Source organism: Ornithinimicrobium sufpigmenti (assembly GCF_004322775.1).
GTDB lineage: Bacteria > Actinomycetota > Actinomycetes > Actinomycetales > Dermatophilaceae > Ornithinicoccus > Ornithinicoccus sufpigmenti.
In genome coordinates this window covers 3,381,650-3,394,834 of record NZ_CP036403.1, presented here as the reverse complement: position 1 = coordinate 3,394,834, position 13,185 = coordinate 3,381,650, and the positions used below count along the sequence as shown (strand labels likewise).

The window sequence follows — 13,185 nt, the reverse complement described above, 5'->3', positions numbered from 1 at the left end:
TCGTCACCCGGTCGGCGCAGCGTGGGCGGTCGTCGCGGCGCGAGTTTCCGCCCGGGCGATCGCGGCGAGGACGCGCTGGCGGACCACGTGCGGCCGAGCGAGATCGGCCCAGCGGAGTCTGACCACCTCATACCCCAGCGCTCGCATCCGGTCCTCGCGGTCCTTCTCGGCCAGGAGCGCGGCGGGTCCGGTGTACTTGCCGGTCCCGTCGAACTCGATCAGTACCGTCCAGCGGTCGAGCTTCAGGTCGGCAAGACCCACCAGCACTGCACCGTCGCGCACCGGGAACTGAGGGGTCACCGGGCCGAACCGGAGGAGGCGCAGCAGCCAACGGCTTCGGCTCTCACCCGCAGACTCGCTGCGCCCGTCGGCGAGCTCGGCGACACTCTCGACCACCGGGGTGCCCGGCCCCCAGGTGAGGGTGAGGGCCGACTCGATCTCGCTTCGAGTCTGGGCGGTCGCGGGACCGTCCGAGCGGCCGACCTCGTCCTGGTCCCGGAGCCGTGCCTCGTGCAGGACGCCGTCGAGGGCGACCAGTCCGGCCTCCTCGCCATGCGTGGCCGCGACCTGTAGGGCAGCCATCACCGGCTTCATCACCCGGAGTCCATCGATCTCCACCACCCAGCTGAGGTCGACCGCGCTGTGCACCCAGATCGTGCCGTCGCGGCGACCCCGGTGCCCATCGGTCCGGACGAGATGGACCAGCCCGTCCTCGCCGAAGTAGGGGAACCCGTGGACCATCAGCGCACTCTCGTGGCTCAGCGCGTGGACAGCCGGGCGCGGGGTGCTACCGGCCGCAGCCGCAAGGCTGTGACCGACCGCCCTCGCCTCCAGCGCACGCCTTGCCCAAGGACTGAGGTCGACCAGAGCCTCGGCCAGGATCACGGCATCACGGCGGACGACGACCAGGTCACGGTTGCGCACCATCGCCTCGACCGTCCGGCGCGAGAATCCAGCGTCGTGCAGCTGGCGCCTGCTCCCCGCCCCGCCCTGCGCCTCGAGCAACTGGATGATCCCCGCCATCGACATGGTCCGAGTGTGCCGGGGGTAGTCACCTCGATGCTGGGACTGTCCACAGGGGGCGAGGGCAGGGCTGGAGGTGCGGGATGCGCGGACCCGCCGCGAGGTCGGGCTGAGGACAGAGGTCGAGCTGGGGAGAGACAACATCCTGCACGACATGCAGCGTCGTCGACGTGGTCTGTCGTGCAGGACGTTGCCTGTCTCGGGCGGGAGGCGGGGTCGCGGGCGGGAGAACGCATGAGGCGGGGTCGCGGGGTGCAGCACGCGCGGGCGGCAGACGGAGGTTGAGCCAGACGGCGGGTGGCGGGCGGTGCGGCATACCCCCGGTAACCTTGACCAGGTGAGCCTGCACCTGTACGACACCGCCTCCCGCGAGCTACGGCCGTTCGAACCGCTCGAGCCCGGCAAGGTCGGCATCTACATCTGTGGCCTCACCACGCAGGGCAGCCCGCACATCGGGCACGTGCGCTTCGCGGTCTCCTTCGACATCCTGCGGCGGTGGCTGGAGCGCGGACACGGGTACGACGTGACCCTGGTCCGCAACGTCACCGACATCGACGACAAGATCCTGGCCAAGTCCGCCGAGGCCGGTCAGCCCTGGTGGGCGTGGTCCTACCTGCACGAGCGCGAGACCACGCGCGCGCTCGACCTGCTCGGGGTCCTGCCGCCGACCTACGAGCCGCGGGCGACCGGCCACATCACCGAGCAGGTCGAGCTCATCGAGCTGCTCATCGAGCGGGGCCACGCCTACGCCGCCGAGGACGGCTCCGGCGACGTCTACTTCGACGTCCGCTCCTGGCCGGCCTACGGCGAGCTGACCCGGCAGAAGATCGAGGACATGGAGGGGGCCGGCGACGCCGACCCCCGCGGCAAGCGCGACCCGCGCGACTTCGCGCTCTGGAAGGGGCACAAGCCCGGCGAGCCGGAGACCGCCTCCTGGCCGACGCCCTACGGCCGCGGCCGGCCCGGCTGGCACCTGGAGTGCTCCGCGATGGCGCGCAAGTACCTCGGCGACGCCTTCGACATCCACGGCGGCGGCGTCGACCTGCGCTTCCCGCACCACGAGAACGAGCAGGCCCAGTCGCGCGCCGCCGGCCTCGACTTCGCCAGCTTCTGGCTGCACAACGCCTGGGTCACGGTCAAGGGCGCCAAGATGGGCAAGTCGCTCGGCAACGCGCTCGCGGTCACCGAGCTGACCAGGACCGTCCGCCCGCTCGTGCTGCGCTACTACCTCGGCGCCGCGCACTACCGCTCCACGATCGAGTACGGCGAGGGCTCGCTGGACGAGGCGCTCGCCGCGGTGGAGCGGATCGAGGGGTATGTGGCGCGCGCCCTGGAGGTTGTGGGGGCCCCGGCGGAGCAGCTGGTGCAGGAGTCCCGAGCCCTGTCGGTCGACGAGGCCTTCCCGGCGGAGTTCCGCGCGGCGCTGGACGACGACGTCAACGTGCCCGAGGCGCTCGCCGTGGTCTTCGGGGCGGTGCGCGAGGGCAACAAGGCGCTGGAGGGCGGCGAGCCGGCCGGCGGGGTGCGGCATACCCTGCTGCAGCTGGTCGCCATGCTGGACGTGCTCGGCGTCAACCCCCTCGACCCCCGGTGGGGCGGCACGGACGAGGGTGGACGGGCGGGCGAGGTGCTGGCCGCACTCGTGGAGGAACGACTGGCGGCGCGGGCGCAGGCACGGGCCGACAAGGACTTCGCGGCGGCCGACGCCATCCGCGACCAGCTGACCGCGCTCGGCGTGGTCATCGAGGACACCCCGGCCGGCGCCCGCTGGTCGCTGGGCTGAGGAACGGAAGCGACATGGCAGGCAACCAGCAGCGACGTGCGGCCCGCACGACCAACAAGAAGGGCATGACCGTCGGCTCCGGCGGCCAGCGGCGCAAGCAGCTCAAGGGCAGGGGTCCCACGCCCAAGGCCGAGGAGCGGACCGGGCACCCGGCTGCGCGCCGGGCGGCACGGTCGTCGAAGGACGGCGGGGGCCGGCCGGCGGGACGGCGCTCGGGGCCGGGCCGTGGCGCGGTGACCGAGGTCGTGGCGGGGCGCAACAGCGTGCTCGAGGCGCTGCGGACCGGCGTGCCCGGCACGGCGCTGCACGTCGGCACCCGGATGGAGAGCGATGACCGCGTCAAGGAGGCCATCACCCTGGCCACCGAGGCGGGGATCGCGCTGCTGGAGACCCCGCGCGGCGAGCTGGACCGGATCACCGACGGCGCGGTGCACCAGGGGCTCGCGCTGACCGTGCCGCCCTACGACTACGCCCACCCCGACGACCTGCTCTCCCAGCAGCTGCCGGGCGTGCCGCTCATCGTCGCGCTGGACGGGATCACCGACCCGCGCAACCTGGGCGCCATCATCCGCTCGGTCGGCGCCTTCGGCGGGCACGGCGTCGTGGTGCCCGCCCGGCGCTCGGCCGGCATGACCGCGGCCGCCTGGAAGACCTCCGCCGGCGCGGCAGCCCGAGTGCCGGTGGCCCAGGCGACCAACCTCACCCGGACCCTGGAGGACTACCGCAAGGCCGGCTTCTTCGTCATCGGCCTGGACGCCGACGGCGACGTGGAGCTGCCCGGCCTGGCGCTGGCCGACCAGCCGCTGGTGGTCGTCGTCGGCTCCGAGGGCAAGGGGCTGTCCCGGCTGGTCGGGGAGACCTGTGACCAGATCGTCTCCATCCCGATGGCCGGCGCGACCGAGTCGCTCAACGCCGGGATCGCCGCCGCAGTGACGCTCTACGAGATCGCACGCTCCCGGAAGCGCTGACCGACGGCCCGCTCAGTCGGCGGGCGGCGACGTCGTCTCGCCCTCGTCGATGCGCAGGGCCGGACTCACCGTGACGTCGTCGAGCTTCCAGTCCATGGCCCGCAGGTCCTCGGTGACCTGGTGCAGCCGCGCGAGCTCGACCTCACCGCCCCGAGGGACGACGCGGACCTCGACCTGGAAGACGTGGCCCATGTCCCGCACTCGGCTGCGGTGCTCGGCGATCCAGGGTTGCGACTCCAGGTAGTCCTCGATCCGCCCGACCAGAGGGTGCTCCGCCTTGTCGTCCACCGTGCGCGCGGTCGTGTCGGTCAGCCCGCCGACGGCGGCCCTGAGGTTGCTCCAGCCGTCCTTGAGGATGGACAACGAGATCACCAGGGCGGCCGCGGCGTCCGCCCACCAGAGCCCCATACCGATGCCCAGGATGCCGAGGATGCCGGCCCCGGCGGTCATCCAGTCGGCCTTGTTCATGTCCGCGTCGGCGTGCAGCACCTTGTCGTGCAACTGCTCGGCCAGCGGCTTCTTCAGCCGGCCGAGGATGACCGGCCCGATGCCGCCGTAGATCAGCGCCGCGATCATCAGCCAGCCGGCCCAGACCGTGTGACCGAAGACCTGCATCGTGCCGATCGGCGGGTGCTCGCGCATGAGCAGCCCGGAGAGCGACTCGTAGGTGAGCAGCAGGCCCATGGCCGCGAGCGCGACGGAGGCCACGAGGTGACCGACGGCGACGGCACGGTGCCGACCATAGGGGTGCTGACGGTCGGGCTTGCTGGCGGCGACCCGCACCGCGACGAGGAAGGAGATCGGCGGGACGAGGGAGAGCAGGTCCTCCACCCACGCCGCCCTCATCGCCTGGGAGCTGCCCATGACCAGGTAGATGACGGCGATGACCGTGGCCATGTAGATGATCGAGACGACCTCCAGCCGCCGGGCCTTGCGCAGGACGTCCTGCATGTCCTCGGGCAGCTCGGTGGCACCGAAGTAGGAGCCGTGGCGGGAGCTCATCGGGGGCTCTCCCCGTCGAGGAAGCGCTCCAGGGCGCTGAGCAGGGCGTTCTCGCCGGGGACGACGGCCATCACGTGCTTCACCTGCTCGCCGTGCTCGGGGGTCGTCACGTAGGGGCGGGTGGTGCCGGCCTTCGTCAGGTGCGGGTTCTTGTCGGTCAACCCGCCGATGAGGACCTGGATCTCGCCCTCCTCGAGCTGGCGGACCAGCTCCTCCTCGCCGCCGACGACCCAGACCGGCTCGACGCCGAGGGACTCGGCGAAGCCGGTCACCCGGGCGACCTCGGTGCCACCGGGCGGCCCGTCCGGCGACTCCGGGAGCGTGGTGAACGGTGGGTTGGGGGAGACACCGACGGTCAGCTCGCCGGACGCGACGATCGCATCCAGGGTGCCGTCCGGGTCGACGGGGATGTCCACCCCGCACCCGGTCAGCAGCAGCGCGCCGGCGAGCACGGTGGGCCACAGGCGAGTCATCAGCACACGGGAAGTATGGCCCTCAGCTGCGGTTCTCACCGGCCCAACCGGCCGACCTGCGCGGATGGCGGCAGCCCGGGCACCGGGACCGGTCAGGAGGGACCGCCGAGGTGCGCCCGGATCGGGATCTCCTGGGTGTCGACCCCGAGCACGGCGTCCTCGTCGGGCTTGCCCGGCAGGACGGTCTGCACGTAGTCCTGCACCGCGTCGTCGATCAGGATGTCCTGGCCGGCGCGCTCGGACAGGTACCACCGGTGCTCGAGGATCTCGTGGAAGAACTCCGCCGGCTCCAGCTTGCCGCGCAGCTCCGGCGGCACGGACCGGGTGACCGGCTCATAGATCTGGGTCACCCAGTCGTGGGCGACCAGGCTCTCGTCGTCGCCCTGGCGGTCGGTGGCCGCGCGGTAGGAGTCGAGGTCGTTGAGCAGGCGCCGGGCCTGGTTCTCCTCCACGTCCAGGCCGGTGAGCCGCATGAGCCGGCGGGAGTGGTGCCCGGCGTCCACGATCCGCGGCTGGATGCGCAGCGAGGTGCCGTCCACGTCGGTCGTCATCTCCAGCTCGTCGACGTCGAAGCCGAGGTTGTTGAGGCGTCGGATCCGCTCCTCCACCCGCCACCGGTCGCCCTGCTCGAAACGCTCCTCGCCGGTCAGCTCCCCCCAGAGCAGGTCGTAGCGGAACATGATCCGGTTGGCGATCTCGACCGGGTCCTCGCCCTCGTCGAGCAGCCCGGCCGCCTCCAGGTCCATCAGCTCCCCGGCGATGTTGCCGTGCGCGATGATGAGGTCGTGCTGGCGCTGGCCGTCGGAGAGCTGGGGGTGGATCTCCGCGGTCTCGGCGTCGACGAGGTATGCCGCGAAGTCGCCGGCGTCGCGGCGGAACAGCGTGTTGGACAGCGAGACGTCGCCCCAGAAGATGCCGGCCAGGTGCAGGCGCACGAGCAGCACCGCCAGCGCGTCCAGGGTGCGGCGGGCGGTGTCCGGCCGCATGCGCTGGCTGAAGACCGCCCGGTAGGGCAGGGAGAAGCGCAGGTGCTGGGTGACCAGGCAGGCGTCCAGCGGCTGGCCGTCGGCGTCGAGGCGTCCGGCGACCACGGCCAGGGGCTTGACGGCCGGCAGGTCCATCCGGCGCAGCGTGCGCAGGGTCTGGAACTCCCGACGCGCCAGGTGCTCGGTGATCTCCTTGATCGCCACCACCCGGCCCGAGAGCCGCACGAAGCGCACCACGTGCCGGCTGATGCCGCGGGGGAGCGCGGCCAGGTGACTCTCCGGCCAGTCCTCCAGCGGCTGGTCCCAGGGCAGGTCCAGCATCGCCGGGTCGGGGTTGATGGCGCTGATGTCGAGCGGCATGGGCCCAGCCTAGGTCCGGACGCGCTGACCGGCTGGCGTCGTGCGACGCCGGCCGGTCGGGGCGGGTGGTGCGCGGTGGCGCGTGAGGGTCAAACGCTCAGGCGCTCGCCGGTCTCGGCGTGGAAGACGTGGATGTGGTCGCCCTTGGGCTGGAAGTGGACGACCTCGCCCTTCTTCGGCGGGGTGCGGCCGTCGACGCGGGCGATGAACGGCTTGTCCACCGCCCCGTGGCCGGGCAGCTGGCCGTAGATGTAGGCGTCGGCGCCCAACTCCTCGACCACGTCGATCTCGATCGGCAGGCCGCGGCCGGAGTCGGAGAGCTCGACGTCCTCGGGCCGCACGCCCAGGACGACCTCGCTGCCGGCGGAGGCGAGGGTGCCCCGCTCGACCGGGTGGGTGTAGTCGCCCAGCTTGAGCCCGCCGTCGGTCACCGGCACCGTCATCAGGTTCATCGCGGGGGAGCCGATGAAGCCCGCGACGAAGACGTTGTTGGGGTGGTCGTACATGCGGCGGGGGCTGTCCACCTGCTGCAGGATGCCGTCCTTGAGCACGGCCACGCGGTCGCCCATCGTCATCGCCTCGACCTGGTCGTGGGTGACGTAGACGGTGGTGACCCCCAGCCGCCGCTGCAGCGAGGCGATCTGGGTGCGGGTCTGCACGCGCAGCTTGGCGTCCAGGTTGGACAGCGGCTCGTCCATGAGGAAGACCTGCGGCTGGCGGACGATGGCGCGACCCATGGCCACGCGCTGGCGCTGGCCGCCGGAGAGGGCCTTGGGCTTGCGCTCCAGGTAGTCGGTGAGGTCCAGGATCTTGGCTGCCTCCTCGACCCGCTCGCGGATCTCCGACTTGGGCCGACCGGCGATCTTCAGCGCGAAGCCCATGTTGTCCGCGACGGTCATGTGCGGGTAGAGGGCGTAGTTCTGGAAGACCATCGCCACGTCGCGGTCCTTGGGCGGCATGTGGGTGACGTCGCGGTCGCCGATGAGGATGCGGCCGTCGTTCACCTCCTCCAGCCCGGCGAGCATGCGCAGGGAGGTCGACTTGCCGCAGCCCGAGGGCCCGACGAGCACGAGGAACTCTCCGTCTGCGATCTCGATGTTGAGCTTGTCCACCGAGGGGGTCTCGGCCCCGGGGTAGATGCGCGTGGCCTCGTCGAAGGTCACCGTTGCCATCATCCATCTCCTTCACCGGCAGGTACGTGCCGGACGATCCGTCGTAAAGGACCCACCCGCGGGTGCGGGGTGGAGGTGTCGCTGCGGCGACGACGAGGTATGGCGTTCCCGGCGCCGTTGCAGGTGACGGATCTGACAGTAGCACCCCTCCGCAAGAGTCGTTGCAAGAACTTGCAAAAACCTGAAATCAGGCACATACTGAAGCGACCATCCGGCAACCGGCAGCAAGGATCGGTTGCTCAGCGGGCCCTCGGCGCACCCGGTGCATCAGCGTCCCGCCCCCGGTTCGAAGGAGAACGCATGAAGCGCACCACCGGCGTCATCGCCTCGGCAGCCGTCGCAGCCCTGCTGCTGGCCGCCTGCGGCGACAGCGACGCGGACACCGAGGAGACCCCGGCCGCGGAGGACACCGCAACCGAGGACGGCGAGTCCGCGGAGACCACGGAGGAGGCCCCCGCTGACGGCGAGGAGTCCACCGCGGAGGCCGGTGGGGAGCCGGCCGCCAGCGACGGCACCAGCCTGGTGATCTGGGCCGACGACCTGCGGGCCGCCGCGCTCGAGGACGTCGCCGCCCTCTTCGAGGAGGAGACCGGCGTGCCGGTCACCCTGCAGGTCGTGGCCAACGAGAACCTGCGCGAGCAGTTTGGTGACGCCGTCAGCGCCGGCGCCGGCCCGGACATCGCCGTCGGCGCCCACGACTGGCTCGGCGAGCTGGTCCAGAACAACGTCGTCGCCCCCATCCAGCTGTCTTCCGACCTGGTCGAGCGGTTCTCCCCGGAGAGCGTTGAGGCCTTCATGTTCGAGGGCCAGACCTACGGCGTCCCCTACTCCGTGGAGTCCCTCGCCCTCATCCGCAACGTGGAGATGGCGCCGGAGGAGCCGGCGACCTTCGAGGAGCTCGTCGCGACCGGCCAGCAGCTGGTCGAGGACGGTGAGGCCGAGCTGGTCATGGCCCAGGAGGTGGGCCAGGAGGGCAACGCCTACAACATGTACCCCTACCTCGCGGCCTACGGCGGCGGCATCTTCCCGCTGCTGGAGGAGGGTGGCTTCGACGGCAGCCAGGCCATCCTGGACAGCGAGGAGACCCTGCAGGGCGCCGAGAAGATCGCCTGGCTGGCCGAGCAGGACGCGCTGACCGTCAACCTGGACGGCTCCAACACCATCCCGCAGTTCGTCGAGGGCAACACCGCCTTCCTCGTCTCCGGCCCGTGGGCGATCCAGCAGGCCACCGAGGCCGGGATCGACTACGCGATCAGCCCGCTGCCCGACTTCGAGGACGGTGGCGACCCGTCCCCGCTCCTGGGCGTCAACGGCTTCTACGTCTCCGCCGCCTCGCAGAACCCGCAGATCGCCCAGACCTTCGTGCAGGAGTACGTCTCCCGCCCGGACGTCCAGGTCGCGCTATTCGAGGCGGGCGACCGTCCGCCGGCCCTGATCGAGGCCTACGACCAGGTCGCCGAGACCAATGCGGACATCGAGGCCTGGGGCCTGGCCGCCGAGGGTGGCACCCCGATGCCGAACATCCCCGCGATGAACGCCGTGTGGGGACCGCTGGGCATCGCCACCGCCAGTATCGTCAACGGCGAGGACCCGGCCGAGCAGATGGCCACCGCGCAGTCCGAGGTCGAGTCGGCGCTCTGAGCCACGCGCGAGACCACTAGCCCAGACGGGCGGGTGGGCACCCACCCCACCCGCCGGTCTGACCTCCGGCCATCCGGGACCCTTCGGCATACCCGCTCCCACCCTCACCCCGTCAGGAGACATCGATGTCCCAGTCCGTCATCGACCCCCCGCGCAGCACCGGTGAGCCGCCGGCTCCCGGCACGGGGGAGGGCGTCCGCACCCCCGCCTGGGTGCACGTCACCCGGTGGGCGCTGATCGCGGCCGCGCTGCTGGGTCTGGGGTATGCCGCGCAGCAGGCCATCGAGGCCGGCTCCTGGCTGATCGTCACCGTGGTGGCCTTCATCGCGATGGCGGTCCTGGTGGTCTACTCCACCCAGCGGTTCATCCCCGCCAAGTACCTGCTGCCCGGCCTGGTCCTGCTGCTGCTCTTCCAGATGTGGCCGATCGTCTACACCGCGGCGACCGCCTTCACCAACTACGGCGACGGCCACACCCTGTCCAAGGACGAGGCGATCGTCGCGATCCAGGCGCAGTCCGTGCGCCAGGACCCGGACGCCCCTCGGTTCGGGATGTCGGTGGCCGTGCCGGAGGGCGAGCCGATCGAGAGCGGCGACCTGTCCTTCCTGCTCACCGTCGCGCCCACCGCGGACGGCGACGAGCTGGAGGAAGGCGCCGAGGAGACGGGGGACACGGGGGAGAACGTCACGGCCGACGGCTACCAGCTCTTCGTCGGCACCGAGGAGGGCCTGGAGCCGCTGGCCGCCGAAGGTGTCAGCGTGCGTGCCAACGGCACGGTCGAGACCGCGCCGGGCTACCGCGTGCTGAACCTGCTCGAGGCCAACGAGCGCTCGGCGGAGGTGACCGACCTCGCGGTGCCGGTCGGGGAGGACGGGTCGGCCGTCAAGGCCGCCACCACCTCGCAGGCCTTCGTCGGGCAGCCGACGATGGTCTACGACGAGGAGGCCGACACGATGACCAACGCCGAGGGCAAGGTCTACGTCGCCACCGAGGACGGCAACTTCGTCCCCGAGGACGGGGAGGGTTCACCCCTGCCGGCCGGCTGGACGGTCAACGTCGGCTTCGGCAACTTCCTCACCATCTTCACCGACCCGGCGTTCCGCGGCGGCTTCCTGAAGATCTTCGCCTGGAACCTCGCCTTCCCGGTCATCTCGGTCGCGAGCACCTTCCTGCTCGGCATGCTGCTGGCGCTGCTGTTCAACGACCCGCGGCTGAAGGGCAAGGCGGTCTACCGCTCGCTGCTGGTCCTGCCCTACGCGCTCCCCGTCTTCGTCACCGGCCTGATCTGGGCCGCCATGTTCAACCAGCAGTTCGGGCTGATCAACGAGTTGACGGGACTGAACACTAACTGGCTCGGTGACCCGTGGGCCGCGCGGCTGGCGCTGGTCATCACCAACTTGTGGCTGGGCTTCCCCTACATGTTCCTCATCTGCACCGGTGCCCTGCAGTCGATCCCCTCGGACGTCAAGGAGGCGGCGGCGGTGGACGGTGCCGGGCCGGTGCGCACCCTGGTCTCGGTGACCCTGCCGCTGCTGCTGGTCGCCGTCGGGCCGCTGCTCATCGCCAGCTTCGCCTTCAACTTCAACAACTTCACGTTGATCTACCTGGTCACGCGCGGCGGGCCGTTCGTCGACGGCAACAGCCTCGTGGGCAGCACCGACCTGCTGATCAACTTCGCCTACCGGATCGCGCTGGAGTCGGGCAACCCCAACATCGGGCTCGCCTCGGCCGTGAGCATCGTCATCTTCATGCTGGTCGGCGCCATCAGCTACGTCGGGTTCCGCCAGTCCAAGGCCCTGGAAGAGGTGAACTGATATGACTCAGTCCACGACCGCCGCGAACACCACCGCCGCGATGGCCCCGAAGCCGCGCCGGCAGCGTCGGCAGGAGAGCACCTCCACGGTGACCCGCCCTCGCTCCGGCGTCTGGTGGCGGCACGCCCTGGCGATCGTCGCGCTGGCCTGGGCGCTGTTCCCCGTGCTCTACATCCTCTCGGCCGCGCTCAACCCGGTCGGCACCCTCAGCGCCACCTCGCCGCTGCCGCAGACCTTCTCGGCGAAGAACTTCACCGACCTGTTCAGCTCCACGACGTTCCCGTTCTGGACATGGTTCCGCAACAGCCTCATCGTCGCCGGCCTGGGCACGGTCTTCCAGGTCTTCATCGGCGCCTCGGCGGCCTACGCCTTCTCCCGGCTGCGGTGGGCCGGTCGCAGGCCCGGCCTGATGGCGCTGCTGCTGGCGCAGATGTTCCCCGTGATGCTGGCCTTCCCGGCGCTCTACATCATGTTCCTGCGCATCGGTGACGTCATCCCGCAGGTCGGCCTCAACACCATCTGGGGCCTGCTGCTCGTCTACCTTGGCGGCGCGATGGGCTCCAACGTGTGGCTGCTCAAGGGCTACTTCGACACGGTGCCCAAGGAGATGGACGAGGCCGCCAAGATGGACGGCGCCGGCCACGCGCGGATCTTCTTCACCATGACCCTGCGCCTGGTCGCCCCGATCCTGGCCACGGTCGGGATCCTGGCCTTCGTCACCCTGTGGGGCGAGTTCATGCTGGCCAGCATCTTCCTGGTCGACCAGGACCAGCGCACGCTCGGCGTCGGGCTGTACTCGCTGAACATGGCCGACCGCAACCGCTACTTCGGCATGTTCGCCGCCGGTGCGCTGATCGCCTCGATCCCGCCGGTGCTGGTCTACCTAGGCCTGCAGAAGCAGCTCATCGGTGGCCTCACCGCCGGCTCGGTGAAGTGAGCACCGTGAGCCCAGCCAGGCCCCGAGGACGTCTCGCCGACCTGGCCGCCTACGCCGGCGTCAGCGAGGCGACTGTGAGCCGGGTGCTCAACGACAAGCCCGGTGTGGCCACCACCACCCGGCAGTCGGTGCTCACCGCGCTGGACGTGCTCGGCTACGAGCGGCCGAGCAAGCTGCGCCGCAGCAGCGCCGGCCTCATCGGGCTGGTCGTGCCCGAGCTGACCAACCCGGTCTTCCCGATGTTCGCCCAGATTGTGGAAACCCAGCTGGCGGGAGCCGGCTACACCCCGGTGCTGTGCACGCAGACCCCGGGCGGGGTGCACGAGGACGAGTACGTCCAGATGCTCCTGGACCGGGGCGTGTCCGGGATCGTCTTCGTCAGCGGCCAGCACGCCGACACCGTGGCGAGCACGGAGCGGTATGCCGAGCTGCGGGACCGCGGGCTGCCGATGGTGCTCATCAACGGCTACCGCGACGACGTGGACGCCACCTTCGTCAGCCACGACGACCGGGCCGCGATGCAGCTGGCGGTGCGCCACCTGCGCGACCTGGGGCATACCCGGATCGGCTTCGGGACGGGCCCGGCCCGCTACGTCCCGGTCCAGCGACGGGCCGAGGCCTTCCACGAGCTGATGGCCGACGTGCCCGGCTTCGACGGCGAGGAGATGGTCAGCACCACGCTGTTCACGGTCGAGGGCGGTGCGGCCGCCGGCAAGCAGCTGATCGAGGCCGGCGCGACCGCGATCATCGCCGGCTCCGACGTCATGGCGCTGGGCGTGCTGCGCAGCGCCGGCCAGCTCGGCTACACCGTGCCCGGTGAGCTGTCGGTCATCGGCAGCGACGACGTGCCCTTCGTCGGGTTCGTCGACCCGCCGCTGACCACCCTGCGGATGAACGTCAACGCGATGGCCGAGGTCGCCGTGGGCGCGGTGCTCGGCGAGATCGCCGGCGAGGAGGTCGAGCACCGGGAGTACCTCTTCGCCCCCGAGCTCATCCTCCGCGGCTCGACGGCGCCGCCCGGCTGAA

The 13,185-nt window shown here is 71.0% G+C and carries 11 protein-coding genes; 6 read left to right on the top strand and 5 right to left on the bottom strand.

The features are described 5' to 3' along the window. Window positions 1-3: 3 nt before the first annotated feature. Window positions 4-1,029, bottom strand: coding sequence for a hypothetical protein (locus ESZ52_RS15540; protein WP_131105729.1), 1,026 nt, complete (start codon window positions 1,027-1,029; stop codon window positions 4-6). Window positions 1,030-1,360: 331 nt separating this feature from the next. Here ESZ52_RS15540 and cysS point away from each other — a divergent pair, with 331 nt between their 5' ends. Beyond that, window positions 1,361-2,806 carry a cysteine--tRNA ligase gene (cysS, locus tag ESZ52_RS15535; RefSeq protein WP_131105728.1) on the top strand — a complete coding sequence of 482 codons (1,446 nt, stop codon included), beginning with the start codon at window positions 1,361-1,363 and terminating at the stop codon, window positions 2,804-2,806. A gap of 14 nt (window positions 2,807-2,820) precedes the next feature. After that, on the top strand, window positions 2,821-3,774 hold the full coding sequence (gene rlmB, locus ESZ52_RS15530) for a 23S rRNA (guanosine(2251)-2'-O)-methyltransferase RlmB (protein ID WP_131105727.1): 954 nt from the start codon (window positions 2,821-2,823) through the stop codon (window positions 3,772-3,774). Window positions 3,775-3,786: 12 nt separating this feature from the next. Here rlmB and ESZ52_RS15525 read toward each other — a convergent pair whose 3' ends face one another. The 4 genes from ESZ52_RS15525 to ESZ52_RS15510 all read right to left on the bottom strand — a co-directional run bounded on the left by ESZ52_RS15525 (window position 3,787) and on the right by ESZ52_RS15510 (window position 7,767). Further along, window positions 3,787-4,776, bottom strand: a complete 990-nt coding sequence (locus tag ESZ52_RS15525) for a cation diffusion facilitator family transporter (RefSeq protein ID WP_131105726.1) — start codon at window positions 4,774-4,776, stop codon at window positions 3,787-3,789. Beyond that, window positions 4,773-5,249, bottom strand: a complete 477-nt coding sequence (locus ESZ52_RS15520) for a transporter substrate-binding domain-containing protein (protein WP_131106683.1) — start codon at window positions 5,247-5,249, stop codon at window positions 4,773-4,775. The genes ESZ52_RS15525 and ESZ52_RS15520 overlap by 4 nt, the downstream gene beginning before the upstream one ends. A 92-nt stretch (window positions 5,250-5,341) precedes the next feature. Further along, the gene (locus ESZ52_RS15515) at window positions 5,342-6,595 is read right to left on the bottom strand and encodes a DUF4032 domain-containing protein (RefSeq protein WP_131105725.1); all 1,254 of its coding nucleotides are present in this window, start codon (window positions 6,593-6,595) and stop codon (window positions 5,342-5,344) included. 89 nt (window positions 6,596-6,684) lie between these two features. Next, window positions 6,685-7,767, bottom strand: a complete 1,083-nt coding sequence (locus ESZ52_RS15510; protein ID WP_131105724.1) for an ABC transporter ATP-binding protein — start codon at window positions 7,765-7,767, stop codon at window positions 6,685-6,687. Window positions 7,768-8,067: 300 nt separating this feature from the next. Here ESZ52_RS15510 and ESZ52_RS15505 point away from each other — a divergent pair, with 300 nt between their 5' ends. The 4 genes from ESZ52_RS15505 to ESZ52_RS15490 all read left to right on the top strand — a co-directional run bounded on the left by ESZ52_RS15505 (window position 8,068) and on the right by ESZ52_RS15490 (window position 13,184). Beyond that, the gene (locus ESZ52_RS15505) at window positions 8,068-9,408 is read left to right on the top strand and encodes a sugar ABC transporter substrate-binding protein (RefSeq protein WP_131105723.1); all 1,341 of its coding nucleotides are present in this window, start codon (window positions 8,068-8,070) and stop codon (window positions 9,406-9,408) included. 125 nt (window positions 9,409-9,533) lie between these two features. Continuing rightward, window positions 9,534-11,222, top strand: coding sequence for an ABC transporter permease subunit (locus ESZ52_RS15500; RefSeq protein ID WP_131105722.1), 1,689 nt, complete (start codon window positions 9,534-9,536; stop codon window positions 11,220-11,222). 1 nt (window position 11,223) lies between these two features. Further along, the gene (locus ESZ52_RS15495) at window positions 11,224-12,159 is read left to right on the top strand and encodes a sugar ABC transporter permease (protein WP_131105721.1); all 936 of its coding nucleotides are present in this window, start codon (window positions 11,224-11,226) and stop codon (window positions 12,157-12,159) included. Window positions 12,160-12,164: 5 nt separating this feature from the next. Beyond that, window positions 12,165-13,184, top strand: a complete 1,020-nt coding sequence (locus tag ESZ52_RS15490; protein WP_131105720.1) for a LacI family DNA-binding transcriptional regulator — start codon at window positions 12,165-12,167, stop codon at window positions 13,182-13,184. Window position 13,185: the final 1 nt, after the last annotated feature.